The sequence below is a fragment of the Afipia sp. GW823-FHT06G09 genome (assembly GCF_058794875.1).
Window position 1 is genome coordinate 91,544 of sequence record NZ_JBXAHF010000003.1, and the last position, 25,750, is coordinate 117,293.

General features: G+C 54.9%; 27 protein-coding genes and 2 pseudogenes. 13 read left to right on the forward strand and 16 right to left on the reverse strand.

Annotation, left to right across the window (positions count from 1 at the left end; translation table 11 throughout):
• Window positions 1-42: 42 nt before the first annotated feature.
• Genes AC1Q67_RS12835 through AC1Q67_RS12865 form a run of 7 tightly spaced genes read right to left on the reverse strand, consistent with a single transcriptional unit; the run spans window position 43 to window position 4,998 of the window.
• Window positions 43-1,752: a class I adenylate-forming enzyme family protein gene (locus tag AC1Q67_RS12835; protein ID WP_492235801.1), complete on the reverse strand. Its 1,710-nt coding sequence runs from the start codon at window positions 1,750-1,752 to the stop codon at window positions 43-45.
• Complete coding sequence (locus tag AC1Q67_RS12840; RefSeq protein ID WP_492235802.1) at window positions 1,689-1,973, reverse strand: PaaD-like zinc ribbon domain-containing protein; 285 nt, start codon at window positions 1,971-1,973, stop codon at window positions 1,689-1,691. The genes AC1Q67_RS12835 and AC1Q67_RS12840 overlap by 64 nt, the downstream gene beginning before the upstream one ends.
• The gene (locus AC1Q67_RS12845; protein WP_492235803.1) at window positions 1,877-2,662 is read right to left on the reverse strand and encodes a Phenylacetic acid catabolic protein; all 786 of its coding nucleotides are present in this window, start codon (window positions 2,660-2,662) and stop codon (window positions 1,877-1,879) included. Before AC1Q67_RS12845 ends, AC1Q67_RS12840 begins: the two co-directional genes overlap by 97 nt.
• A complete protein-coding gene (locus AC1Q67_RS12850) occupies window positions 2,659-2,913 on the reverse strand; it encodes a phenylacetic acid degradation b (protein WP_492235804.1) in 255 nt (84 codons plus the stop codon). Before AC1Q67_RS12850 ends, AC1Q67_RS12845 begins: the two co-directional genes overlap by 4 nt.
• A gap of 12 nt (window positions 2,914-2,925) precedes the next feature.
• A complete protein-coding gene (locus AC1Q67_RS12855) occupies window positions 2,926-3,240 on the reverse strand; it encodes a metal-sulfur cluster assembly factor (RefSeq protein ID WP_492235805.1) in 315 nt (104 codons plus the stop codon).
• On the reverse strand, window positions 3,234-4,190 hold the full coding sequence (locus AC1Q67_RS12860; protein ID WP_492235806.1) for a 1,2-phenylacetyl-CoA epoxidase subunit PaaC: 957 nt from the start codon (window positions 4,188-4,190) through the stop codon (window positions 3,234-3,236). The genes AC1Q67_RS12855 and AC1Q67_RS12860 overlap by 7 nt, the downstream gene beginning before the upstream one ends.
• Before the next feature lie 34 nt (window positions 4,191-4,224).
• Window positions 4,225-4,998: a TetR/AcrR family transcriptional regulator gene (locus tag AC1Q67_RS12865; RefSeq protein ID WP_492235807.1), complete on the reverse strand. Its 774-nt coding sequence runs from the start codon at window positions 4,996-4,998 to the stop codon at window positions 4,225-4,227.
• A gap of 279 nt (window positions 4,999-5,277) precedes the next feature.
• Here AC1Q67_RS12865 and AC1Q67_RS12870 point away from each other — a divergent pair, with 279 nt between their 5' ends.
• The 4 genes from AC1Q67_RS12870 to AC1Q67_RS12885 all read left to right on the forward strand — a co-directional run bounded on the left by AC1Q67_RS12870 (window position 5,278) and on the right by AC1Q67_RS12885 (window position 8,970).
• Entirely contained in the window at window positions 5,278-5,559 is a 282-nt protein-coding gene (locus AC1Q67_RS12870) for a hypothetical protein (RefSeq protein WP_492235808.1), read from the forward strand.
• Window positions 5,560-5,561: 2 nt separating this feature from the next.
• On the forward strand, window positions 5,562-6,260 hold the full coding sequence (locus AC1Q67_RS12875; RefSeq protein WP_492235809.1) for an SDR family NAD(P)-dependent oxidoreductase: 699 nt from the start codon (window positions 5,562-5,564) through the stop codon (window positions 6,258-6,260).
• Window positions 6,261-7,207: 947 nt separating this feature from the next.
• A complete protein-coding gene (locus AC1Q67_RS12880; RefSeq protein WP_492235810.1) occupies window positions 7,208-8,581 on the forward strand; it encodes a site-specific DNA-methyltransferase in 1,374 nt (457 codons plus the stop codon).
• Window positions 8,578-8,970, forward strand: coding sequence for a DUF5681 domain-containing protein (locus AC1Q67_RS12885; protein WP_492235811.1), 393 nt, complete (start codon window positions 8,578-8,580; stop codon window positions 8,968-8,970). Before AC1Q67_RS12880 ends, AC1Q67_RS12885 begins: the two co-directional genes overlap by 4 nt.
• Window positions 8,971-9,015: 45 nt before the next feature.
• On the opposite strand, the gene AC1Q67_RS12890 is transcribed toward AC1Q67_RS12885, so the two are convergent.
• Complete coding sequence (locus AC1Q67_RS12890) at window positions 9,016-9,180, reverse strand: hypothetical protein (protein WP_492235812.1); 165 nt, start codon at window positions 9,178-9,180, stop codon at window positions 9,016-9,018.
• A gap of 88 nt (window positions 9,181-9,268) precedes the next feature.
• On the opposite strand from AC1Q67_RS12890, the gene AC1Q67_RS12895 reads away from it, so the two are divergent.
• The 6 genes from AC1Q67_RS12895 (at window position 9,269) to AC1Q67_RS12920 (ending at window position 12,968) form a co-directional block, all read left to right on the forward strand.
• Window positions 9,269-9,553 (forward strand): helix-turn-helix transcriptional regulator, encoded by a 285-nt coding sequence (locus AC1Q67_RS12895; RefSeq protein WP_492235813.1) that lies wholly within the window; start codon window positions 9,269-9,271, stop codon window positions 9,551-9,553.
• A 70-nt stretch (window positions 9,554-9,623) separates the two neighbouring features.
• Window positions 9,624-9,872 carry a hypothetical protein gene (locus AC1Q67_RS12900; protein ID WP_492235814.1) on the forward strand — a complete coding sequence of 83 codons (249 nt, stop codon included), beginning with the start codon at window positions 9,624-9,626 and terminating at the stop codon, window positions 9,870-9,872.
• 101 nt (window positions 9,873-9,973) lie between these two features.
• Complete coding sequence (locus tag AC1Q67_RS12905) at window positions 9,974-10,441, forward strand: DUF3489 domain-containing protein (protein WP_492235815.1); 468 nt, start codon at window positions 9,974-9,976, stop codon at window positions 10,439-10,441.
• A complete protein-coding gene (locus AC1Q67_RS12910; protein WP_492235816.1) occupies window positions 10,438-10,968 on the forward strand; it encodes a DUF2924 domain-containing protein in 531 nt (176 codons plus the stop codon). Before AC1Q67_RS12905 ends, AC1Q67_RS12910 begins: the two co-directional genes overlap by 4 nt.
• Window positions 10,955-12,493, forward strand: coding sequence for a recombinase family protein (locus AC1Q67_RS12915; protein ID WP_492235817.1), 1,539 nt, complete (start codon window positions 10,955-10,957; stop codon window positions 12,491-12,493). The genes AC1Q67_RS12910 and AC1Q67_RS12915 overlap by 14 nt, the downstream gene beginning before the upstream one ends.
• 106 nt (window positions 12,494-12,599) lie before the next feature.
• Complete coding sequence (locus tag AC1Q67_RS12920) at window positions 12,600-12,968, forward strand: helix-turn-helix domain-containing protein (protein WP_492235818.1); 369 nt, start codon at window positions 12,600-12,602, stop codon at window positions 12,966-12,968.
• On the opposite strand, the gene istB is transcribed toward AC1Q67_RS12920, so the two are convergent.
• Both istB and istA read right to left on the reverse strand, forming a co-directional pair.
• Entirely contained in the window at window positions 12,948-13,811 is an 864-nt protein-coding gene (gene istB / locus AC1Q67_RS12925; protein WP_492235819.1) for an IS21-like element helper ATPase IstB, read from the reverse strand. The genes AC1Q67_RS12920 and istB overlap by 21 nt on opposite strands.
• Before the next feature lie 8 nt (window positions 13,812-13,819).
• Window positions 13,820-15,310 (reverse strand): annotated as a pseudogene (istA, locus tag AC1Q67_RS12930) (IS21 family transposase); the annotation flags it as partial.
• Between the two features lie 144 nt (window positions 15,311-15,454).
• On the opposite strand from istA, the pseudogene AC1Q67_RS12935 reads away from it, so the two are divergent.
• Window positions 15,455-16,468, forward strand: a pseudogene (locus tag AC1Q67_RS12935) (ISNCY family transposase); the annotation flags it as partial.
• 187 nt (window positions 16,469-16,655) lie between these two features.
• On the opposite strand, the gene AC1Q67_RS12940 reads toward AC1Q67_RS12935, so the two are convergent.
• The 6 genes from AC1Q67_RS12940 to AC1Q67_RS12965 form a co-directional block, all read right to left on the reverse strand.
• A complete protein-coding gene (locus tag AC1Q67_RS12940; RefSeq protein WP_492235820.1) occupies window positions 16,656-17,168 on the reverse strand; it encodes a hypothetical protein in 513 nt (170 codons plus the stop codon).
• Between the two features lie 20 nt (window positions 17,169-17,188).
• A complete protein-coding gene (locus AC1Q67_RS12945) occupies window positions 17,189-18,406 on the reverse strand; it encodes a hypothetical protein (protein ID WP_492235821.1) in 1,218 nt (405 codons plus the stop codon).
• A 93-nt stretch (window positions 18,407-18,499) separates the two neighbouring features.
• The gene (locus AC1Q67_RS12950) at window positions 18,500-18,883 is read right to left on the reverse strand and encodes a ubiquitination-like system serine protease family protein (RefSeq protein ID WP_492235822.1); all 384 of its coding nucleotides are present in this window, start codon (window positions 18,881-18,883) and stop codon (window positions 18,500-18,502) included.
• Window positions 18,880-20,292, reverse strand: coding sequence for a ThiF family adenylyltransferase (locus tag AC1Q67_RS12955; RefSeq protein WP_492235823.1), 1,413 nt, complete (start codon window positions 20,290-20,292; stop codon window positions 18,880-18,882). The genes AC1Q67_RS12950 and AC1Q67_RS12955 overlap by 4 nt, the downstream gene beginning before the upstream one ends.
• On the reverse strand, window positions 20,289-20,666 hold the full coding sequence (locus AC1Q67_RS12960; protein WP_492235824.1) for an E2/UBC family protein: 378 nt from the start codon (window positions 20,664-20,666) through the stop codon (window positions 20,289-20,291). Before AC1Q67_RS12960 ends, AC1Q67_RS12955 begins: the two co-directional genes overlap by 4 nt.
• Window positions 20,644-21,168 (reverse strand): multiubiquitin domain-containing protein, encoded by a 525-nt coding sequence (locus tag AC1Q67_RS12965; RefSeq protein WP_492235825.1) that lies wholly within the window; start codon window positions 21,166-21,168, stop codon window positions 20,644-20,646. Before AC1Q67_RS12965 ends, AC1Q67_RS12960 begins: the two co-directional genes overlap by 23 nt.
• A gap of 109 nt (window positions 21,169-21,277) precedes the next feature.
• Between AC1Q67_RS12965 and AC1Q67_RS12970 the strand changes: the two genes are divergently transcribed.
• Both AC1Q67_RS12970 and AC1Q67_RS12975 read left to right on the forward strand, forming a co-directional pair.
• On the forward strand, window positions 21,278-22,384 hold the full coding sequence (locus AC1Q67_RS12970) for an AAA family ATPase (RefSeq protein ID WP_492235826.1): 1,107 nt from the start codon (window positions 21,278-21,280) through the stop codon (window positions 22,382-22,384).
• 11 nt (window positions 22,385-22,395) lie between these two features.
• Window positions 22,396-24,639: a S8 family peptidase gene (locus AC1Q67_RS12975; protein WP_492235827.1), complete on the forward strand. Its 2,244-nt coding sequence runs from the start codon at window positions 22,396-22,398 to the stop codon at window positions 24,637-24,639.
• Window positions 24,640-25,750 lie beyond the last annotated feature (1,111 nt).

Sequence of the window (25,750 nt, forward strand, 5' to 3'; positions counted from 1 at the left end):
CGTGGCGTGCAGTTATTCATTTTCGCCAGAAGTTAAGTTTGGTTACGATGCCCGGAGTTGTTTTCGGGTCGTTTCAAGTTTCTCGCGCACAATTGTCCGGAGCTTGTCTTTGACAACCTTGCCAAAGGAATTTCGCGGTAACTGCTCAAGAATTACAATTTCGCGGGGCCGCTTGTAACTCGCCAGCGTGGCGCAATTTCTTGCGATTGTATCGAGATCAAATTCTTCATCGGAGCTGGTGACGATGGCAGCTACAACGATCTCGCCCCATTTTTCATCCGGCATGCCGACGACGGCGACTTCTCGGATCGCGGGACTTTCACTCAAAACCTGTTCGACCTCGGCGCAATAGATATTCTCGCCGCCGGAAATGATCATGTCTTTCTTGCGGTCCTTGATGGTAAGATATCCGTCCTCGTCGAGCACCCCGAGATCGCCGCTTCGGTACCACGACGTTCCATTTAAATCGATGATCGCGTCGCGAGTGGCCTGCTCGTTGTTGAGATAGTAAGCAAACGAGGTCGGACCGCTGATCAGAATTTCTCCGATTTCGCCGTTCGGCAAAATACCTCGGCGATCGTCATAGATGATGACTTGCGTGAGCGGTATCGGAAGTCCCACCGATTCAACCTTTTTTGTCATCATGGATGGCGGGCGGCTCGAAACAAACAGCATTTCGGTAATTCCGTAGGCATTGGTTACACCGTTGGGCAGTTTGAACTGCTTGTGAATGCGTTCAGCAAGAACAGGGGGCAACGGCGCCGAAGCTGACATCCAGTGCGTCAAATGAGGGAAAGTCAGGTTCTGCGCGGTCGGCTCGCTGAGAAATTGCCATGCCATTGTGGGAACAATAAACGCGACTTGAATGTCATACTTGGCGAGATACTCCAGCGTGAGCGCCGGACTGAAGCGTTTGAACATGTATTGCGTACCGCCGCAGAGGACGATACTCAGCGCGAAATTCTCTATCGCTCCGCGATGGAAAAGAGGAGCAACCGTGAGGAACCTGACGTTCTCAGGATAAGCGCTGACGGCCATGGTCAAGGTCGCCGCGGCGACCGCCGAGCGATGTTTGACCACCGCACCCTTCGGACGGCCTGTAGTCCCTGAGGTGAACCAGATTCCGCTATCGGCGTCCGGACTTACGACAGGAAAGTCGGCATCGTCTTCGACACTGTCGTGCAACGCGGCGGCAAAGGTCAAAGGACCATCCCCCGCCCCTCCGCCGGCCACAATCTGCAAAATCGGCAAATTCGATAGCGAAATCGCCTTGGACGCCAAATCAACGAGAGCCTCATCGGCCACCATAACTTTGCATCCTGCGGCCGTGAGCTGATATGCAAGCTCCTCGGGCGTCAGGCGGTAGTTCAGCGAGACGGTAAGCGCACCCACCCTTGCAATGGCGAAATAGGAAATCAGGAGTTCGCGCTGATTCCACAGGAGATAAGCAACCCTGTCACCGTGCACCACACCGTTTTTCCGAAGCGCGCGCGCAAAGCTATCGACATCCGCGTCGAAGGCGGCATATGTCAGCGATCCCGCCTCATCGACGATCGCGATCTTCTTCGGCATCGTGCGCGCCGTCGAACGAAGAATATCGGATACGGAACGAACTCGATCGAGCACCACAACCTCCCCTAAAGTTTTTCTCACGACAGCTTGTGCTGCTCTTACAATTTTCCGGCATTTCAAGACGATGGCGGCTCCGGCTGCCACTTGACCCAATGAAAGAACGACCTGCAGCGCCGGCATCGAAACAAAACATCTGACACGCTGCCGCCGAACGGCGACTCGAGCAGCACCTCACTGCTGTAACAGTGCGGGCAAGTGACATTGCTGATATCGAGCGGTAGTTCGAATTCCGGACCGTTCCAACTCACGGAAGTGCCAACTCGTGATTCTTGAAACTGATCTTCTGAAATAGGGCTTCGGGTATTCCCGGCGCGCCATCGCGACGGATCGACCGCTGCCATGACTTAAGGCCGGTCTTCGCCCGGTGCGCGATTTCATCCGGGATATCGAAGGTCTCACGAACGAGTTCAAGAAACCGCTCGCGGATATCGGCATCCGAGGAACCTCGGAAACCGTTCGAGAAAAGCATATCCGGCTGATCGGCATTGCCCCACCAGTTCAACGTTTCGACGAGCCGGCGCCGCGCATCTTCATCAATAGTAGAGGCTGGATCTTTGCGGAGCGCCTTGATCCAGCCGATTGAATAACTGAGATGGAACCTCGATTCCTTGAGGATTTTAGCTGCAAGCCGAGCGAGGATCTTGTCGGTTTCGATCGACTTGAAGGCAGCCAATTGAGTGGAGATCGCCTGTTCAGCCATAAAAATGGCTGCGATAAAATCCGACCATGACTGCGGTGGACGATCGAGCATCTTGGGTGACCGAATGTCCTTAGCTCCGCGAGTCCATTCCACTTCTTCGCGCGTGACGCCGAACTGGCCTATGTGCTGATAAATTGCACGAGCATGTCCGTATTGCCCCTGCATCATGGCGCAAATGGAGGTAAAGTCAGCGATAGAGCGGCCATTCCGCAGCACCAGCATATACCAGCCTGCGAGCACCAGCTTGGCATCGGCGATGCAGTACAACTCGTCCCGCAAAGACAGATCGAGCTCAGTGAGGCCTTCAATTGTATTCGCGTTCGCCATCATACCACCTTCACCTTCGACTTGGTGCCACGTTCCGTGATCGAAATAATTGCTGACAACGGCACGATGCACATCTCTCGCCAGGTATGCTGGTCGTAAACGAACCAGGCACGCGCTTCTGCCAATTCCACGTTCGGCGCTTCGACCGAACCTATGTGGGTAAGCGGTTCTGCCGAGTTCTGACGCGCAAATACTTCGTAAAACTCTGGCTTATCCCCTCCCAGCTCGACACTTCTGTCGATCACTTTTTTCATTTTTATTTTCCCCTAAAGCTGGATACCGAAGCGACGCATCAACTGTTGCGCTTCGGGCTCAATGGATTGAGTCGTCCAGTCGTGATGCCAACCTTCGTGAACGACAACCATGGTCACCCCATCCAGGCAGCCGACCGCGTCCTCGATCGCTTGTTTCAACATCGACACGCCAGGGCAGGCTAAGCATGGAATCGCGAGTTCGACATCAACCACCCCGGAGTCCGATATCCGGATCCCGCGGAGCATCCCCATGCCTTCGATACTGACCGGGATGTGCGGATCGTTCACCGCCAGAAGCGCCTCCCGAACGCCCTCCTCGGTCACCACAGGTCTTGTCCCCACAGCTCGGTCTGCATTCGGCTGAGACCCGGCAGCTTAAGCGGGCCGCCCTTCTTCCACTGGGCAAGCTTCTCGGGCCATGAAACCGTGCGGAAATCCCACTTCATCGTGTCCAGGTCGAGCAGAATGGGCATCTGGTAATCGAGAACATAAATGCCCTTCTCGCCATCAAAATGCGCAGGCACTTTAAGACCAATCTCTTCACAGAACGGAACGATGCGCTTGAGCCATACCTGCCTAAGTTGATCGTTGCTGCTACCGCGGATGCGGTAGTGCAACTGATCAGTGCGGGACTTGACGTCGTCTGTTGCGCCAAACCACTCGGCGCCGAGTGGGAACCAGAAATCCATGCGCTCCTGCACGCGCTGCCTGATCTCAGGACCCTGCTTCATGTAGTGGCGGATCATGTATTCACCGCGCTTGACGTGAAAATTTTCTTCGAAATTCACCTTCCGCAGCGAACGGCTGTACGGCCCAAACGAGCAGTTGGCCTCGAGATCGACTGTTGTGATGTATCCGGCCTGATCGCCGACAAGATGACCCAATCCCACGTCGATGGGACTCAGGTTGCCGAACTCCAAGAGAAAGAACGTTTTGAAATTTTTTGGGTCGCGCTCAAACAGCTCGTGAGAGGCATCGAATCCGAAGTCCTCAAGCATACGAAACATGACCTGGGCGTGGCCCATTTCATCCTGAAGCGCCGACGTAACGGCGATACGGTCATTGATGGATGGCGCGAAAGCGATGGCATCGTAGTCGAGCGGCAGTGTCATGATTTCTAGATCAGCAGCGATCCGCATGGTGGCGACGAGCACATCGCGGTAGCGAGGCGTCATCTCGCTAATGTCTTCCAATGTGCCGCCAGCTTTCACTCGCGTTTGCAAGGCGATTTCATTTGCCTCTTCCATCATATTGTGCGCTAACGCCGTTTGAGCCATGGTCAATCTCCGTCGCAACAATTGCAGTTCTGATCTAAGATCCCTGAAGGTTTCCACTCAGCACGTCGAGGACGGAAGGACCTTCCTCGACTTCGAGGTCCTGAGGGGAAACCAGCGCGCCTTGGAGACCTGACAGTATGACGGCTCGCATCGCGCGAACGAGACGATGAACGTCAATACGCAGATTTTGCCGAACACATTCGAGCATCATGCCGTCACAGATTGAAATCAGCAGCCTTGCCATATCGCCGCTGCTCAAGTCCGAACGAAACACCCCAGTTCCCTGCCCGAGTTCAAGAACACGTCGAACTTCTTCCGCCAGACGATTATAACCAGCCCTTACCCTGCGTCCGGCTTCGGAGTCTGCCCCGGCGAACTCAATTGAAACGACGATGGGCACCAACATCGATCCGGGATGCTCAAGAGCAATCCGGCCGGTCATTTCCAGAAAACTTGTCATGCGTTCGACTGGAGAGTGTTCGCTTTTTCGCAGAACTTGGACGCATGGCACCAGAACGTTGGCACGTACCCTCTTTAGCAACTCAAGAAGAACTCCCTCCTTGGTGCCGTAGTAAAAATACACGCTGCCCTTCGTCAGACCTGCGAGTTCGCCGATCTTTTCCGTCGTCGTGCCGCTGTAACCTTGAGTAACGAAGAGAAACTCGGCAGCAGATAGCACTGCGGACATGCTTAATTCGCGATGTTGGGAATTGGTGAGTCGTTTTTTGCGCTGTTTCATGCGACCGAAACTATTAGCAGGCAGGTCGCGAAGCAAAGCCTTCGTATGCCCCGGCGCAAGGTGAGCCATGTTAGCTCTCCGCTCGACCATATTGGCCATCAGGCCAACTATTTTCGAGGATCCGCCCGAGACATCCATCGTAATCATCACAAAGCCCGTACCACCGATTGTTCAGTTGATCGCAACTTCGAGATAACCTATATTAACTTACTGTCCAGTCAATATCTTTCTTAGATTGGGGAAGAGATGAAACTTTTACTTTAAAAATCAAAGGTATATTGGCAGTCGACGTTCGGATTTTGGACGGAAATCTGTCACGATAAGCACCCCTCAACGCAAGGGCCACAGATGAGTAAGGGTATTGAATGCCATTTCGACTTCGGGAGTCCCCGCAGCTACCGCGCTCAGTCAAGTTTGAAAAAGCTCGCAGCGGATACACAAGCAACGATCGTCTACATGCCGATCAAGGTGCTGGAGGCTCCCAATAAGGCCGTCGAAGAAGAAGGTCTGCTTGGCGTGCCTGCGTTTCGCGTAAGAGAGCAACTCCTCTTCCATAACGATCGGCTTATGTTTGCTGAAGCCGCAGCCAAGGCACAGGCTGTCGAAACCCAACTCAAAGTTCAGGGGTAACCATGACGAAACCAGTTTGCATCATCACAGGCGTGGGCCCGGGCACCGGCAGCGCACTGGCACGACGCTTCTCCGGGGATTATCACGTCGCACTAGTCGCACGCACGGACCGGCGAATTAAGCCGCTTCAGGAGGAATTGCCTGACTCGTCGGCCTATCTCTGTGATGTGACCGATGAAGCTGCGATTAACGAGACAGTTGGCAAGATCACCCGGGATTTCGGAGCGCCGACAGTTGCTTTACACAACGCTGTTGGTGGAACGATCGGTAACTTCCTCGAAGTCGACCCTGTGGCTCTCGAGACAAACTTCAAAGTTAATACGATGGGCATGCTTTACCTCGCCCGCGCTGTCGCGCCTGCGATGATAAAAGAGCAAAAGGGCGTCATCATCGCAACCGGCAACACTTCGGCCTATCGCGGAGTTGAGAATTACTCGGCGTTCGCTCCTTCAAAAGCGGCGCAACGCATTTTGATGGAATCTATCGCAAGGCATTGCGGACCGAAGGGCATCCACGTTTCATATGTCACGATCGATGCAGTCATCAGCGTGCCGTGGGCGCGCAAGCTATTCAAGGACAAGCCAGACGATTTTTTCGCGCATCCCAAAGATATCGCGGAAGAGATCTGGCATATTTCCCATCAATCTCGATCAACATGGTCTTTCAACTACGAGATCCGCCCTTTTGGCGAGAAATGGTGATGCTCCAATCATTCCATTTCTCAATCATCGAAAATTTGAATGGAATGCTGGAGCCGCGGCCGTCTAGCGGCGGCCCGGCTTCACATCGATGCCGGCCTCCTCGCAAGATTCCTGGCCAGCGGTTTCATCCAGATGGGTAAAACGCTTGTGCTTAAGCGGGAGAAGGCCGTCTCAAGCGTCTCGTTGACGATCTGTCGCTTGAGAAGGAGGTGCTCACAGTACCTCGGGAACCTTGTAAGCCCCGAACGGCGCCAGCGGGCGGTAGAAGCTTGCCGACGGAGGTCTGGTCTCTACGAACGCCAGGCCCGCCGTATCTTCGTCAGCACCGCTACAACCAAAATCGTTCGATGTGATAAGTAAGACTGGTATCTTTAGGCAGACAGCATTCATCGACGATCATTCGAACCTTCGGCAGACAAATGCATTATGTCTACTGAGCCACGTGAGCGATTTCTCGGTTAGCGTTCGGATATTACGAGGGCGTCGATACCAACGTGAAAAAGCCTCGGACCAGTTCATTCCATAACGCGTCATTACGCGAATCCGCATCATGCCCGCGCTGGCTGTCTTGAAATTAAAACTGTGGAAATCTCGCCGATAAATACGCTCCCGTAACACCATTTCTTCAGCCTTCAAAGAAACTGTCGGAGCGACGTGGAGAAAATTTGCTCCAACGTTTGATTTCATCTTGAAAAAGCAAACAATCAAATGACGCAATCAAGCAATCAAAGACTGCTCATTTTTTCAAACACATAAATCAAACTTGATTTCTTGAAAACCTTTCAAGTTTTCAAATCAAGAAAATCGCTACACGCTTAAATTAGATGCGCTTCGCTGAAGCAAATTTGCCCTGATCTGTGCGCTTCTCGCAGAATTTCATAATTCCAAGCGACGCTCCTATGTTCGCCCTAAGTTCGCAGAACGCAACGGCCGACCTGGAGTGCGAGATGGCAAAAACAAAGACAGCGGAAGATCTGCCATGGAAAGTGGAGATGGCGTCGCTACGTCAACTTAAGCCCTCGCCGCGCAACGCGCGGACCCATTCCAAAGCGCAGGTCCAGCAGATTGCCAACTCGATGAAGCGATTTGGATTGACCAATCCAATAATCGCGGATGACGCCGGCGAGATTATTGCCGGACATGGCCGTTTGGAAGCTGCGAAACTAATAGGATTGAACTATTTCCCCGTCGTCCGAATAAAGCATCTTTCGGAGTCCGAGTTACGCGCCTACCGACTAGCCGACAACAAAGTTGCGCAGAATGCGGGTTGGGATCGAGAGATCTTGGCGGTCGAACTTAGCGAACTGCACATCGTCCTCCCCGAGCTGGATCTCGATTTAAGCATTACAGGGTTCGAGCCAGGGGAAATTGACACCTTGATGAACGAGCTCAGCGACCCTCCCACCCAGGCAGAAGACAAAATCTCAACAACAGGCGGCCCGGTTACAACGCAACTTGGCGATCTATTTGTCCTCGGAAACCACCGCTTAATCGTAGGTGACGCTCGATCTGAACAGACTTACGCCGATCTTATGCAATCTGAGTTTGCGGAGATGGCGTTTCACGACCCCCCTTACAACGTGAAGATCGACGGACATGTTGGAGGTCGAGGCCGCATCAAGCATCGAGAATTCGCGGAGGCATCGGGGGAGATGAGCTCGGAAGAATTCACGAGCTTCCTCGCCAGCGCGCTGAGTTTGTGCGCGCGTTATACGGCGGATGGCGGAATCTCGTATGTTTGCATGGACTGGCGCCACGTCGGGGAACTGCTTAAGGCCGGATCAACTGCCTTCGATGAGCTGAAGAATATATGCGTCTGGACAAAGACAACTCCCGGCCAAGGTAGCTTTTATCGTAGCCAACACGAGCTAGTCTTTGTGTACAAGCGTGGCAAAGTTCCACACCTAAATACTTTCCAGCTCGGCCAGCACGGTCGCACTCGTAGCAATGTTTGGAGTTATCCGGGAGCTAACTCGTTCAAGGCTGAACGAATGGATGAACTCAACATGCATCCCACAGTCAAGCCAGTGGCAATGATTATCGATGCCATGCGGGATTGTTCGCGACGTGGCGCGGTTGTTCTTGATGCTTTTGCGGGGTCTGGCAGCACCATTATGGCTGCAGAGCAAATCGGCCGTCGTGCCTACTGCATCGAGATAGATCCCCAATATGCCGACGTCGCGGTTCGCCGTTGGCAGAATGCAACCGGTAAAGACGCCATCTTAGGGGCAACAGGGCAGAGTTTTGGGGAATTGTCCGACATACGCCTTAGTTCAGCGAACCTCAAACCAGAGAAGAAGTCGCGGAGTCGGAAGCCATGAAGAAGAGTCGATCAAGGCCTAAAAAGCGAGATTACACCGTCGGAAAGGGGCGCCCTCCCGTACATACTCAATTTAAACCCGGACAAAGCGGCAACCCACGCGGAAGGCCCAAAGGATCGCCGAACTTGGAAGCATTCATGGGCGAATTTCTGAAGAAGAAATTCCCGGTGAAGGAAGGTGGAAAGGTCCGCTATCTGTTTCCCCACGAGATCATGATCAGACAGATGGCGGCAAAGGCGATGAAGGGCGATCAAAAAGCTTTCCTGTTCTTCGTTGACTACATCGGCGCGGCTTTCAGCAATGCGCCATCGAAACATGCGGATACCACGAACATGAGCTTAGATGAGCTCGCTAAGTTGTATTCCGAGATGATCAAAAAGCCCAAATGATTACCGCAAGCACTTCAAGCGCATATCGCGAAATAATCCTCGGTTTTAGACCGGCGAAAATGCAAAAATGCTGAAGACTGCGGTGATGATGGCTCCCGCCATCACCGCAAGATAGTCCTTCGCACTTTCACCGAAGCCAGGCCGTTTCGGCGCTAGCGTTACAATCGCAAAAAATACGGCAACCCCCAAAGCAATTGGATTTACGATCATCGATCCCTCCATATGACGCGGAACTGTTAGCTTAATACCATGGCTATATCCAGTGGTTTAATAGCCTCTGTAATGGCCGTCTTGGCGCATGAAAGCTCGTGCGCTCCTGGCTTGGAATCTGCGAAGAATCCGTGTTGAGCGGGGCCTTTCCCAAGATGCGCTGGCGGATGAGGCCGGGGCGGACCGGGCCTATGTGGGCAGCCTCGAGCGCGAGAGGCAGAACCCCACCATTGACCTGCTGGATCGACTGGCCAAGGTCCTGAAAGCAGATATGTCGGAGTTTTTCGCCAAAATCCCGAAAGGCGCCCCTCGCCCCAAACCGCTTCCTGCTGGCCGGAAAGCCGCGCTAAGCTCCCGTCGCAAGAAGCAATAAGATTGCTGCAAATCCACTGGACTTCATTGGTTTGTGGAGCATGCATGGACGCATCAAACGAGAGCGTGCCATGCCCAAGAAATCCAACAGTACAAAGAAGGCCAGCAGCACCGTCATCTGCGCCCTGATTAGCCACGTTCGTAGCTGTGCCGAGAAGGCCACCATAGTCGCGGAAGCGGCTGACCGGTTGGCGCAACGTGGTCAGGCGGAGAAGGCTTTACGCCTTCTGATGGATGTCGAAGGACCTACCAACGAGATCCTTTATCTCTTCCGCGCGGCACTCAAGGTCAGGATTACTTTGCTTCCAGATCCCCAATAGGGCGCGTCAGTCCGGCTTCCTCTCGCCGCCCGGCATTTGCCGAGGACGGCCTTGCGGCAGTGGCAGCACATAGTGCGGTCACTTCACGCAAGGAGGGTCAGATGGCCAGATCGACATCACGAACGCTGAAAGCGAAAGCATCAACAGAGGCGCTTAAAGTAGCCACCACAAAGAATCCGCAGCAGACCACGAACAAAAGTGGCCCCCCGAAGAAACCAGTAATGTCGGTGGCAAAAAGCCTGCCCGCGGCAAAGGGTGCGATCACAAAAAATAGAGAAGGCAACTCGGCTACGACTACCAAAACGGTAACGCCTACCACTTTCAACGACCGAGCGATCTCCACTCCAACTAATCCATCCTCCAAGCAGGCCACGGTACTGACCATGCTACGTCAGCCTGGCGGCACCACCATCGCTGTCATCATGGAGGCAACTGGCTGGCAACCGCATTCGGTTCGTGGGTTCTTTGCCGGAGTCGTCCGCAAAAAACTGAAGCTCACTCTGATCTCGGAGCGGGTTGATGGGGAGCGCCGCTACCGCATCGGCAAGCCTGCAGGATCGAAGCGATGAACGTCCGTACCCGTGCGGGCCGGCGACGCACCAATCTGACGGTGGAGGCCGAGCTTGACCAGCTCGGCCCCATGCCTATCGTCAACTTGCGGATCAGATATCGGGAGCTATTCCGATCCGATCCACCACCCGCCTTCGGACCGGACCTGCTGCGACGAAGTATTGCCCAGCAGATTCAAGAGAAAACCTATGGCGGCCTGACTCGAGAGGCGAACAAGCTGCTCGGACAACTCGTACGATCGATGGCTTCAGGAAAGACAGGCCGCCTTGAGGTGCCGCAACGGATCAAGCCCGGTTCGGAGCTGGTCCGGGTTTGGAACGAACAAGCGCATAAGGTGACGGTGTTAGCCAAGGGCTTTGCCTACCAAGGCGAGGTCTTCACCAGCCTGTCGGAGATCGCCAACCAGATCACGGGTACGCGGTGGAACGGCCCGAAGTTCTTTGGACAACGCAGGACGACGAGAGAGGCCCCCAAAGTGATCGCGTCGAAAGCCGTCTCGAAGGGAGGCCGCTGTGGCCGCAAATAACGTCAAACCGGTTCGCTGCGCCATCTACACCCGCAAATCCACCGAACATGGACTTGAGCTGGAGTTCAACTCCCTCGATGCCCAGCGAGAGGCTTGCGAAGCGTATATCAAGAGTCAGGCCTCGCAAGGCTGGCGCGTGCTGCCGCAGCCTTATGACGATCCGGCCTTCTCCGGTGGCAACCTCGACCGTCCTGCCTTGAAGCAGCTTCTCGCGGACATCGAGTCCGGGCTGATCGATGTGATCGTGGTCTACAAGATTGACCGTCTAACCCGATCCCTCGCCGACTTCGCCAAACTTGTCGAGACTTTCGACCGCAAATCCATCTCATTCGTCGCGGTGACCCAGCAGTTCAACACCACCTCGTCTATGGGACGGCTGACCTTGAATGTCCTGCTGTCGTTCGCACAGTTCGAGCGGGAGCTAGCTTCCGAACGCGTCCGCGACAAAGTCGCCGCCTCTCGGCGCAAGGGCAAATGGACCGGTGGCACTGTTCCACTCGGCTATATGGCCAAGGACAAGAAGCTCGTTATCGATCCAAAGGAAGCCGAGACCGTCCGCACCATCTTCAGTCAGTATCTCGCTCTGAAATCCTTCAGCCTGCTGGTGCAGGACCTGGACCGCCGCAGCATCGTCACCAAACGGCGAGACACAAAAGTACCAAAATATCGCGGCGGCATCCCGTTCACCTACGGTCCCCTCGCCCATGTCCTGAAGAATCGTGTTTATCTTGGCGAAGTGCATCATGGCGGCAAATGGTATCCCGCCGAGCATAAGCCAATCCTCGATCAGAAAACCTTCGATCAGGTGCAGGCGCTGCTCGCTGAGAACCGCGTAACCACCCGAACCCGGCAATCAGTCAGCGGAGCTCTGCTCGCCGGCAAAATTCTCGATGATCGTGGCAACCGGATGAGTCCAAGTTTTACGGTCAAAAACGGCATTCGCTACCGGTTCTACATTTCCCGCGCTCTTATGTGCGGCAGAAAGGCTCAAGCCGGCTCGGTCGCCCGCATTCCGGCACAACTCGTCGAAAGCCTTGTTATCAACGCAATCCGGGAGCGCTTCACACTCGGCGCACAGACACCTGACGATCAAATCAGAAGCCATGTCATGTCTTCTATCGCCGAAGTCGTCGTTTATCCTAAGAAGCTCACGATCCGACTGCAGCCACAAGATGCAGGCACGATCGATATCTCATGGAAAGCTCCGGTAAAAAACGCTCCCGCGCTTGCGCCGCCCTCAGCCAACATCGGTCAGCCAGATCCAAAACTTGTGCAGGCGATCGTGCGCGCTCATGCGTGGTTGCGGGATCTACGGGCTGGTAAGTTTGACAGCGTCGAAGCGCTTGCAGCGTCGGTCAAACTCCATCCAAAGGTCGTCCGGCAAGAGCTGCGCTATGCGTTCCTGGCGCCTTCGATTACCGAAGCAATTCTGACCGGCGAGCAGCCGCCGACACTCACGCTGGCGCGGATTCCAAAGACCCTGCCCCTGACCTGGTCCGGGCAGTGTCGTGCGCTGGGGCTCTGATCGTGTAGCAGCAAAGCTAAAATGTCAGCGCTGAGCAAAGTTCAAATGTCAGTTTCTGGTCCCTTTGGGGATTTGGGAGGCTGTCATTTCGATGGGCATAGTGTTGATGAGCAAGCGCGAGCTGAACCGTCTTGATATTCTGGCACGGCTGGATGGCGATCGACTGACCGTCCTCGCTGCGGCCGGCTTGATGAGCGTAACACCGCGGCAGACGTATCGGCTGTTGAGCAGATATCGCGAAGGCGGTGCTTTAGCGATCGCCAACCAGCGTCGTGGCCGCCCCTCGAACAACCGGTTGTCCGACGAAGTGCGGGATCACGCGATCACTCTGGTCCGCCAGCTCTACCCCGACTTCGGACCGACATTCGCGGCCGAGAAGTTAGAGGAGCGTCATGATCTCAAGGTCTCGCGGGAGACGCTGCGTAACTGGATGCGGCAGGCAGGAATCTGGGTGTCAATCGGCTTGCAAATTTGACCCCTCATCGGCGTCCAATTGTGACCCCTTTGAGCGGCGAGCTTTGCTGGTAGCGCTCGTCTCGTCGGAGCTGGCCGGGATAGCGGAGGCGAGACGAGCGCGGGTGGCGTGATCGTCGTCTCGGCTTTTGAACCGCCAGCTATCGTTGCCGGTCTCGACAATGTCGCAGTGATGGGTCAATCGGTCGAGCAGCGCGGTGGTCATCTTGGCGTCGCCGAACACGCTCGGCCATTCTCCGAAGGCGAGATTGGTGGTCACGATGACGGAGGCGCGCTCATAGAGCCGGCTGACGAGGTGGAAGAGAAGCTGGCCACCGGACTGGGCGAAGGGCAAATAGCCGAGTTCATCCAGCACGATGAAGTCCATCCGGGTCAGATGCTCGGCGAGCCGTCCTTGCCGTCCGTTGCGGGTCTCGGTCTCGAGGCGATTGACGAGGTCGACGACGTTGAAGAAGCGGCCGCGGGCACCGGATCGGATGCAGCTTCTGGCGATGGCAATGGCCAGGTGGGTTTTGCCTGTGCCGGTGCCACCAACCAGCACGACGTTGCGTTGTTGGGCGATGAAGCCGCCGCCAGCGAGATCATTGACGAGAGTCTGATTGATCGGCGTGCCGTCGAACTGGAAGTCGGCGATGTCCTTGGCAAGCGGCAGCTTGGCAATGGTGAGCTGGTATTTGATCGACCTGGCTTGCTTCTCGTTGATCTCGGCGTTGAGCAGGTCGCCGACAATGCGCTGAGGTTCGTGCTGGCGCTTGACGGCAGTTGCCATGATCTCGTCGAAGGCAGCCTTCATGCCGTAGAGCTTGAGTTCGCCCATGAGGTCGAAGATTTGGGTTCGTTCCATCAGATGGTCCTCCGGAGGTTGTCGTAGCGGGCACAATCGGCGATCGGTGCATGACGGAGCGTCAGTGCGGCCGGCGTCATGATGTTGGCCGGTGGAGCGGGTTCACGTTGACGGGCCAGGATGTTGAGCACGACATCGGCGGAATGGACGCCGTGACTGAGCGCTTCGGCACAGGCCGCTTCCACCGCGGGCAGACCGTCAGTCAGCACCGCGTTGAGGATGTCGACCATCTGCCGATTGCCATCGTCGGTGCTGGCAAGCTTGCGCCGGATCCGCTCGATCGCGGCCGGCAGCACCCAGTCTTTGAAGGGAGCACCGTTGCGCAAGGCGCCGGGTTTGCGGGCGAGCACCGGCACATAATGCCAGGGGTCGTAGACGGTATCGCCGCGGCCAAAGGATCGCGGATGCTCGGCAACGATGCGTCCATCCTGACGGATCACGATGCGATCGGCATAGGCTTGAACCTCGACCGGTCGTCCGACTGCGCTGGCTGCGACCGAGTACTTGTTGTTGTCGAAGCGCACCAGGCAGGTCTTCGAGACCGATGCCGTCACAGCATGGAAGCCGTCGAAGCGGCCGGCATAGGGAACGAGTTTGGGGCGTTCGGCTTCGAACACTTCCCAGATCGTCTGATCGACCAGCTCCGGATGGCGATGAGCCTTGGCGTAGGCGATGCACTTATCCAGCAGCCAGGCGTTTAGCTCGTCCAGGTTTTTGAACCGCAGCCGCGGCGTGAAGAAGCGTTCGCGAACCAGCCCGACCTGGTTCTCGACCTGCCCCTTCTCCCAGCCCGACGCTGGCGTGCAGGCGACCGGATCGACCAGATAGTGGCTGCACATCTGCAGGAAGCGGCGATTGTAGAGACGCCCTTTACCGACGAAGATCGTCTCTACGGCGGTCTTCATGTTGTCGTAGATGCCGCGGGTGCAGGTGCCTTTGAACAGGGCGAACGCCCGGTCGTGGGCGTCGAACACCATCTCTTGCGTCTCCCGCGGATAGGCCCGCACGAACAGCATGCGGCTGTGACAGAGCCGGACATGGGCGGCCTTCACCATCACCGTGGTGCCGCTCAACAAGACCACCTCGTGGCTCCAGTCGAACTGGTAGGCTTCGCCTGGGGCAAAGCTCAGCGGGACATAAGCGGCCGCAGTCGATTGCCCGCGTTCTTTGCTCCACCGCCTGGCGTAACGCCGCACCGCATCGTAACCGCCGTCATAGCCGCGGCCGCGCAGCTCTTCGAAGATCCGGATCAACGTCAGCTGTTCACGAGCCGATTTAGCCGCGTTCGCCGCCAGCAATCCGTCAAGCTCTACTGCCCATCGTCCCAGCTTTGGCCGCGGCTGCACCTGCCGCTCGTACTCGAAGGAGGTCTCTCCCGACCTCAGCACCTTCCGAACCGTGTTCCGCGACACCTTCAGGTCACGGGCGATCTCCTTGATCGTCTTGCCCTTGATGAAGTGCTCGCGCCGGATCCGGGCAATCGTCTCCACGATCAGCATCCCCCACCACCTGCTTCGTTCCAAAGCAGGCAGCGCAACAGACCAATCTGTAGGGGGTCAATTTTGGACGCCGATCCCCCCGCTTAGGGGGTCAATATTGCAGGCCGAATGACAATCTGGGTATCGCGAGCCGAGCGCAAGCGGATTCAGCAGCCTCGATATCGCCGCGAGCATGTTGGCGAGTTGATTCAGATCGACGGCTCGGAGCATCGCTGGTTCGAGGATCGCGCGGCTTCCTGTACGCTGCTGGTATTCGTCGATGACGCCACAAGCCGCCTGATGGAGCTGCGCTTTGTCGCCTCGGAGAGCACTTTTGCGTATTTCGAGGCGCTGAAGGCTTATCTTGGTCGACACGGCAAGCCGGTCGCCTTCTACTCCGACAAGCATTCCATCTTTCGGGTGTCGAACGAGAACGCGGTCGGCGGCAACGGAATGACGCAGTTTGGACGGGCCCTATCGGAGCTCAACATCGAGATTCTCTGCGCCAATACCAGTCAGGCAAAGGGGCGCGTCGAACGCGCACATCATACGCTGCAGGATCGCCTGGTGAAGGAGTTGCGGCTCGCCGGCATCAGGACGATCGAGGCGGCAAACGCCTTCCTGCCCGGCTTCGTCGCTCACTACAACACTCGTTTTGCCAAGCCCCCCGCGCATGACAAAGATCTCCATCGTCTGCTCGATCCACGGCAGGATCTCGATCAGATCCTGTGCTGGCGTGAGCAACGCAAGGTCTCGCATCAGCTAGTGGTGAACTACAATCAAATGAAGCTGACGCTTGCATCCCAAGGTCTGGCAGTTCGGCTGCGCGGCAAGATGGTTGAGATCTATGACTTTCCGGATGGACGACTCGAGGTTCGCTGGAAAGGCAGATCGTTGCCCCACACAGCCTTCGACAAGCTGCAGCGGGTCAGTCATGCCGCGATTGTCGAGAACAAGCGCCTCGGCGAGATTCTTGCCTGGATCAAGGAGCGGCAAGACAGTCAACCTCGCTTCAACACTGTTCCGAAGGGCCCGCGCCGATCAAGCCAGAAATCCGGGCTTATGAAGAACCGGACCTTGCGGATGAACGAAGCCAGCAACTCAGCCCCAAAATCCTCCCGCCGACGACGGCGCCGCTCCGATACGATGGTCTGCGCGGCGCCGTCTCCTGTCCCCTGACAGGCCGCCCTGTGACATTTCTACTTTGCACAAATCGTGACATCTCAACTTGGTTGCAACAGATCGGATTCGCCCATCCGATGTTATGGAACAATACCAATTCGGATCGTAGGAAGCTGGATGGATTTTAGTGTTTCCTTATTAGTCAGCGAATGACTCCAGATCGTGACTTTGCGGCGTTAGAATCTCAAGGCGTAGATAGTGTCGTTTTCCCGACCGGCATGTCCGAGCTGTAAGGACTATGCGCGCTAAAGAAGTCGCGCCAAAACCGAATGACCACCTCAAGGAGCTGAGACACAGGCAAGTTCTGCGGTTCGATCTCACTTACCTTTATCGCCAAATAGGACTGTCCAAACGGTCCCTGCCCGTATCCTCCCATTCCCCAACCCTGCACTTTGACCGTGCCTTCAGCACTGGCGCGAATAAAATGCTTACTGCCATTTGAAATATTCTGCACGACGCCGTACCAAACACTCTGATTGTCGATCCAATGCAGAAAGTCGTCTCGGCTTCGAATACCGAGCTTCGCTTTTAGCACCTCATCGCCCTTCAGGAAATCACCCCATACCCATTCGGCTAAGTGATGAGCAGTGATGGCGCAGTTCATCGCATGGCGTGCAGAAGCCTGGTTTGCCATATAGTCATCGAACTCTTCTAGGAGCTTCTGATAGAAGTCACGCGAGTTAATGATATCGAACATTTAGACCGGCCAAGTAAAACCTATAGGTCAGTTTCGGCAATCGCGGCTCCTGCTGCGCCGTTAGTATCTATATAGTCCATTTTCTCTACAGCTGTACGAAACAACCATGCCGGAGATGAAAAATCGAACGCAATTCGGTGAAACATATGACGTCCCACGCCGACCGTAGCTCCATCAGCCAATCTAGTGATGGAAAATGCTAAATCGGAATCGGGGTCCTCAAAAGTAATGTCGTAGCCCTCTAACTTGGATAGTTCTCGCAAAGAGCTACGATCATAGATCACGACAAGATAGATACTGTCCCAGATAAAATCGTACAAAGTGTCGCCATGAGTGATTGAAAGCGTGAATGGATAGTAGGGAGACCAACTCCTATTTGCCTTTGCTTCATTGAGCTGAAATACAATTGGTTCAATCAACCTAAGCCCATCAAATGCATTTTCTACGTCGCTATTCTCTTTGAACGCCATATAATGCAAACCCGTTTCCGGTGATCGCTGGGCTGTACCGCTCTTTTCAGCGGCGGCAATACAATCATTCATCACGTCCGCATAAACAACTTCTTCAGTTAAATGTTCGACTCGACGAAGATTGTCGAAACCCCTCAATTTATCGGCCGAGTCGGTCTCAAAGAACTTGGCTAGCTCCTCAATTGACTTTTTTTGACGCCGCCCGCGGCTATCAATTTTTCCTAATTTTATCTCTATTAGATTAGGGTCAGGTCCAAACAACGTGCAAATATCCCCATGCCGTATCGTATTCGTGAGATCCGTTAGCAGCGCGGGAATTCCGTTTTTAAGCAAGACATTCAACGCACTCCATTCGCCTACGAACCCTGTTTTGTCGCCAATAAACCCAGCACCCTGTTTAACGTTAGAATTCGTTGTATTGAAATATGTTTGCTTAAGCGAAAATTTTTCCAGAAAGAGAAACGCGATCGCATCGCCGAAGCATCTCCAGCTATAAGCTAGATGGCGATATTGCTCTATTCGCTCTTCGATTAAATTTACCGCCTCTCCCTCAGCTTCGGATTCGACCTGCTTCAAAAACGATTTGCTTCGTCTTATTTTTCGTTCGGTTCTAGTAATTTCTTTGATCAACAAAGCTTGCAAAAGCAGCAAGGGCTCCAACTGATGAGGCCTTATTGGTTCAGATCCCAACAATGCGGGCTTTGCTTTCTGCAGTGTGACCAACAAATCATGCGCGCGTTGGAAAGCTTGGTGCCGCCGTCTAATCATGACTAGATTAAATCCTAAGACATCAGCCGTTTCGGCCAACGACTATATATTGAGGGGCAGGATTGCGGATCGAATTCGACGTCGAATAGGTAGCTAAGCAAAGATATCATGGCTGTGCCCCTGCTGACGCTGTCCGCTTCCAGCGCACCACTCAACGTTACCCTCACGTATCCAAAAATGAGCATAGCAACCGTCACGTTGATTGACGGAAGGAGAAACCGTCGGTCGACGCAAGAAATCTATATCAACACTCCACCTCGGCCGTCTTTCCGGCGCCAGTGAAAGGGCAATCTTTTCTCCACAGCCACACGGACACTTAAGGCACGCCCATTTGATATTCCCATCAGAACGGACAATGACTAAGTCGCGATCCGCTAGCGCGTTTACGCCAGGATGAGTTTCAGAGTAGCGAACGACAAAGCGCGGTTTGGCAATAATGCCAAGCCAAACCAGTATCGATAGGAGCCATTCGATCATCCGCTTACCATGTCCAAAAATGGGTCTACATCACCCACGGCCCAATAAGAATCATGGCCACAAATCTGGCAGGTATGCCTTGGAGCGGCACCGGTCGATCGGTCCTCGCAAAACAAGAACCTACGCCGGAGCTCATTCCCCATGGCTTTTTTGCGATATCCAGCAATCCGATTGAGCAACTCGTTCAATGCCATGCATGCCACTTCAGTGGTGAACGTCACCACTGCGGGATTGGGATTTCCCTCCCCGCGAACGTAAGCTTCGCGCTTCTGCCGGTCATAGTCGTGCGGATTTGACCTACGCAATTCTTCTTCACGCGCCAGTTCCGGATCAACCGCATCGCGGCAAAGGAGACAAGTTCCTGGTGGAAGGACGACGGTCACGCGGGCCGAAATATCGGCCATGCCCGCGCCAGGTGCTGAGCTTACTGACATCGCTAGCCCCATGTCGATCACGGGGATGCAGTAAAAATATGCCAAGCGATTCAAAAAAATCCTGCCCGAGTTATCATCCGTACAACACAGAACAATATCGCAAGCCTTCAAGGCATCCTGATTTGTGGTGTCGTTTACCCAGCCGCGCCGGCCGACAATTTTGATGCCCAAGCCCATGCTCGAGATTTCCCTCACAAGCACGTCCACTTTTGGTACCATTCCGTCGGCGTCGGACTGCCGCGCGCCATGCAAGCGGTTGAGATTGGTCACGTCGACAATATCATCGTCCAGAACCAGGATTTGGCCGAAGCCCATACGGGCAGCCAACATCGCGGCGGCACTGCCTGTGCCCCCTGCCCCGACAATCCCAATACGAAGCTCCTTGGCCACCGAAGTTAAGGTAGGCCCGAACGCGAGAACCTGCCTATTGAACACCGACGACGGCGCGGCATGCTCCTGCGGAAAATGGTACCGGAATCGATCACCCAATACGCCGACCATTTGGCACATCGCTGAATGATTGGGATACAGCCAGACACGCGCTTGGATACCTCCCTCGTGGTCAAAGAGGATACTGACGAACTCAGTATCGCGACCATTCCGGTTGCAGGCCGAGCGCAACAGTTCGGCTTCATTTTCGTCGTCCTGCTGCGAAAACGCTTTCGGTCCGCGCGGATGACAATGCACAATGCCGAGGACCAATCCCTCGCGATCACTGCGCTGAAGCAATTCTACGAAACCCTTCGTGTCCCATGTCACGTGGACATCGCTGGACGAAATCTTGTGTTCCGGTTCGATCGCCACGATTTCCTTGACCAAAAGCTTCGTACGAGCGCGTCGATCCCAAGGATCGACCTCAATTTTGCTTGTGCGCATCAAGACGTAGGCTGCACCTTCGGTGCCGGGTTTCTCGAAGATCAACTCGCGTAGCTCGGCCTCATGCTGGTCGAGCATTATCAAGTCAAACTCGCTCATGCGGCCTCCTCCAACGCGGTGTCGATCCGACGCAGCATCGTCCAGATACCATCAACGCCCGGCCGCCACTCATCGCTGTGCCGCGACCAGCGCTGCCACGTCTCGCCGTGGTATTCGACGGGCACATCGGCAGCTTTAGGATACTTGTTGCCGTTGACCAGCTTTAGCCAAGGCAATGCGTAGAACATATCCGGCCTCACATCCGGATAACCCGGAGGCAGCATGATGAGAATCCGGGCCAGGGCCACGTCAAAGCGTTGGCACGGCAGCACGTAGTCAGGAAAAATGACGCCCTTTTGTGGCCCGTCAATTTCTTGGAACACGATGCCGCGCTGTTGGAGGTAGGTGCGATCACGCAAGGGAAGGACAGACATCGCCACCCTCCGTGGTGCGCTTGCTGACGGTGTAAAAACGCTCGACACCCTTGGGCTCCAGGTTGGCCGGATGGCCCGCGAGAATTTCCTGGTCCGCACCTTTGCGCTCCTGCCAGACCGTAAACTTGGCAGGGTTCTGCTCAGCCAAGGCGAGAAGCACCTCGCGGGTTATCTTCGGCTCAGGCCAATCTTCGGGACGTTCGTCGATCACGAACTGATAGGTCGTGCCCTCATAACGAGCGACTATAAAGCGCTCGACGCCCTTCCCGCGCAAATCCACCGTCTCATTCGGGCGAAGAGTTTCGAGCGAACCATTCGGCAGCCACTGAAGCGCGATGTAGTCGCCGATTGGATGCGCCCCGGCCGCCTCGATGATCTGCATGCCCGTCGGTACCGGGTCGCTTACCTTGGCGGCCCGAAAATTGAGATCGGTCCCCGCGATTTTGATGCCGAAAGTCTGGGCTGCCGGACCAAGAGTTGTAACTTGTTGATTTTCCTGCATGACTATCTCCATTGTCGATTTTATAAAATCACTTTACATTATCGATATATCACTTGTCAATATTACAAATATTGTTTACATTCCTGACATAAAACGACGGAGATAAAGAGTGCCGCTGGATCCAAAGCATATCGTCGAACTAACCGAAGCGGCCCTTGCCGCTGACTACACAAGAGTGCGCAGAATCGTGTCCAACGTCGCGCGCCAGTTGTCGGCCGAAGGCAATGAAGAGGCGGCGCGGGAATTACGTGGGTTGTTGCGAAAGCGCGGTGTCCCCTTGCGTGCATCCGGCTACATGGAAAGCCTCCCGATCGATACCAAGTCGAGACTGCCTCTGGTTGAAGAGCAAGCTTGGCCGAGCAACCCGATATTCCTGAACGAATCTGCCGGGCGCGTTTTTCGCGACTTCTTGACGGACGTGGAGCACGTAGACGAACTGAACAGCAAGGGCTTGTCCTCTAGGCTTGGCTTGCTGTTGTCTGGACCTCCCGGCACCGGAAAGACTCTCTTAGCAGGACACATCGCCGCGAATCTGAGCCGCCCCTTCTATGTCGTAAGACTAGACTCGGTCATTTCCTCGCTCCTCGGCGACACGGCCAAGAACATTCGAACCGTTTTCGATTTCGTACCGGCGAAGAATGCTGTGCTTTTTTTGGATGAGATGGACGCCGTCGCAAAATTCCGCGACGATCGCCACGAACTTGGCGAGCTTAAGCGCGTCGTCAACACAGTTATTCAGGGATTAGATGCCCTCGATTCTCACGCGGTCGTCGTTGCTGCGACAAACCACGCTCATTTGCTCGACCCTGCGATTTGGAGACGCTTTCCTTACAAAATTGAACTGCTGACACCAGAGATGGAGGTCAGGATAGACCTGTGGAAGCACTTTTTGTTCGAGGGCAAAGACTCTGAACAAATTTCGGACATCCTTTCGAATATTTCAGACGGACTTTCAGGCGCCGACATCGAAACGGTGTCTCTAACTGCTCGGCGGCATGCACTTCTTGACAAGCGTGATCTCGATCTGGGCTCAGTCGCATTAGCCGTGATGAACTTGAAGGTCGGCACACCAGGCATGCCGCAAAGGTCTCCGCTTGAACCAGATCAAAAAAAACAGTTGGCCATAGCCCTTCATCAAAAACCTAACCTCAACGGCGCTGATATCGCGAGGCTCCTCGGAGTTACGAGGCAAGCTGTCTACCAGTATTTAAAATAGGGATTTTCCCCATGGCCGATCAACCACTCTTAAATCCCGTTTTAAAACTCACAATGGATCCCCGCCCGGAATCTACGCGAGGCGGAGGCAAGAGCGCGGCTACAATTATCGGTGAAAGGCTAGAAGCGCAGCAACAAGCGCTCTCTGAAGAAACACAGGAGATCATCGACAACGCCGATGAGCTTCCGCAGTTTGCGGGAACAACGCATCTGATCGCGCGGATGTTCGGAGACTCGTTCGCTCCATCTTACACGCCTGGAGATTTGTTCAGCGTCGACAATGGCTGTCGTCTCGTGGCGCCATTCAGCGGTGGCTACATACTGGAAGCCAAAGTTGACCGCCTTGAGAGACTTCTGCGCTCGATTGACGAACCGTCGAGCAACTCCGTTCGAACTGATATTTCGCGCGTGGAAAGTCTCTTTGCGGTCGATGCAGCCGATCGCATGCATGGCCGAACTGTCGATCAACTATGGGCCACAGCACCTCAAGATTCAGAAGGTAAGCAATTTCTGCTGTGGCTGTCGCCTTTTCGCGACAACAACGCGCGTGAACAGCTCTTGGCCAGAATCGAAGAACTGGCCCGTGACCAAGTGTTATTCGCCACAACCTCTAACTTACGCTTGATCACTGGCGAGGCGGATGCCGGTCCTGCCGGCGAACTGACCTCACCGCGACAATCAAGTATTGCGCGGGCTATGCGGCAGTATCGCAACACTGGTATCGCTCGAGCCTCAGTGAGGATACGCAATCGAGACGGGTTGGCGCGCCTTCTTGCATCCGGTGCATCGATTCGAATTGATCCTGTACGCCGAATAAATGTTGCCGCTCCTGGAGAAGGCGTTCAACCAACTCCGCCCGTGGCAAGCACCGACGGCCCCATCGTCGGCGTCATCGATGGAGGCTTGCACGCTGCTAGCTATCGTCCGAACGAAGCTTGGAAAGCTCGCAACCTGATTCCCGACGTCCAAGCCGACCGTCAGCACGGCAACGGGGTTTCCTCACTCGTGATCCAGGGGCATGCTTGGAATAACAACAGAGCGCTTCCAGCATTGGATTGCAGGATCGGCACTGTCCAAGCCATTGCACGAAACGGCGCGCCTAACACAATCAGCGAGACGGATCTTGTTGATTATCTGACCGACGTCATGCGAGCGCATCCCGAGACTCATGTCTGGAATTTCTCAGCTAATCAAGACCCAGCAGGCTTCGATCCCGAGTTGGTTAGCTCTCTAGGTCATGATCTTTCTACGCTAGGGCGGCACTTCAATGTGCTACCGGTGGTTTCCGTCGGGAATGTCTTGGACCCGAGCGAGACCCAGCTGGCACCGCCAGCAGATTGTGAGGCTGCGATCGTCGTAGGCGGCCGAGGCGCTGACCCGGCCGGTCAACCGGGTGACCCTTGCCTGCGATGTCTCAACGGCCCAGGCCCAGACGGCATGCTAAAACCAGACGTTTCATGGTTTTCTGAATTGCGCATGATAGGTGGCATTTCTGCTGTTGGAAGCAGCTACCCCACAGCTCTGGTGTCTTCCTTGGCTGCGCACACTTTCGCAAATCTCAAGACCCCAACTCCTGACCTTGTGAAAGCCTTATTGATCAACGCGGCCGAGCGACCCGAGCACCATCCGACGTTGGGTTGGGGAAGCCCCTACAATGGTGCTCTGCCTTGGTCGTGCCAGAACGGTACTGTGACACTGGCTTGGACCGCTTTTCTCCAACCGGGCTCACCTTATTATTGGTCCGATATTCCGATCCCACCCGAATTGATTGAGGCTGGTCGCCTACGTGGAAAAGCGAAGCTCACCGCGGTCCTCAAGCCGCTTCTTTCACCATTGGGCGGAGCCAACTACTTTGCCACTCGCCTTGAGACCTCTCTGACCTACCAAAATCAGACAGGCAAATGGACCTCACTCCTAGGCACCATGTTGGAATCGACGCTCCCTGAGACAGACGCGCGAAATGACCTCAAAAAGTGGCAACCCATTCGGCGTCATGCGGCCGATTTCTCGCGTGGAGCCGGCCACAGGTTCACAGGTAATCATTTTCGTCTGTATGCGCGGGTCTACAGTCGCGATCTCTATCAGTTCAGTCTTTCCAACAATGACCAGCTTGGGCCTCAAGAAGTCGCCTTTGTTCTCACCCTAGAGGGCATGGACGAGGACAGTGCGATCTATCAATCGATGGCTAATCTGCTCGGCAATTTCGTCGAAAGTGCTGTGCTTAACCAAGAGATCGAAATCGATAACAACCGTTAGATTTTCGTTCCAAGGCTTTGCGTGCTGTATCCTGTCATTCGCAATTTCCGCAAAATCGGAAATGCTAAAATTCGCCTCGACTGATTCCCCGCCACTCAGTGGTTTTTTATTCTCGGGTCTCTGGGACGAGTCTCCAGAAAACGGGAATTTTTCAATGATTGGTCAGAGAATGTCGGCCAATTTCGGAAGGTGACGGCTCGACTTCGGTCTCTTCAGAGACTCCACGTGTTGAAAAAGCCCGCTATTGGCGGGCCTTTCTTACACCAAAGAAAGAAATTCTCCGATATCCGGACTGGCTGGCTGTCGTGGGAGGATTCGAACTGCCACATTCCCAACTGCAAAAACCCATTTGATTTCTCAAGAGAATTTCGAATTTTTTCGCGCATTTCAGGACCAGAGACTTTTGCACCCAACGGATGCTGAATCGGGAGTATGCACCTCGGTGACGACAGCTAGGAAACGGGGCAGACATACCCGCCCCCATCTATTCTTAGGCGGCCGCCCGGCTGTTTGGTGCTCCGAGTTTTCTCGACAAAAATTTTTGGATCTTGTCCGCCATCACCTTGTTAGCGGTGCCTGGAAATATTTTGTCTCGGCCGTGCTCAACGGCGGTCGGCAGCACTCGATGCAAATGGCAGTAACGATACCAGCAAACCCACTGTCCGCTGCCTGCTCAGTGCGGCCATAGCGGTGGACCTACCACCAGAAACTACCGTCCCGGCTTTACGCATTGCGCTGCGCGCCCTGTTCGAGCCCGCACAGCCTAGCGCCATAGTTATTCGCTTTGCAGAAGGCGACCATCAGCCTCGCGGTCCTTCTCCCCACTTGATCTAGCGAAAGCGCCCGCGCGCAAACTTACAGTTATTCATCCCGTCATCCGCGTCCGTGCGGTAAGGCGGCCTTCGTCGGCTTCAATCGTTTCGCTCTTCTCGGTTTCGGAGATTTTTGCCCAGGCAACATCGGAAATTCTTCCGACGGTAAACATTCAAGCTCAAAAGAAGAAGCGCATTTCCAGAAATGCGCGGTGCTCCAATGACGCCTGGCACCCAGCACACGATGTCGCGATTGGGCGGACTGATTGGCATTGGGCACTTGGTCAGATCCGCGCATC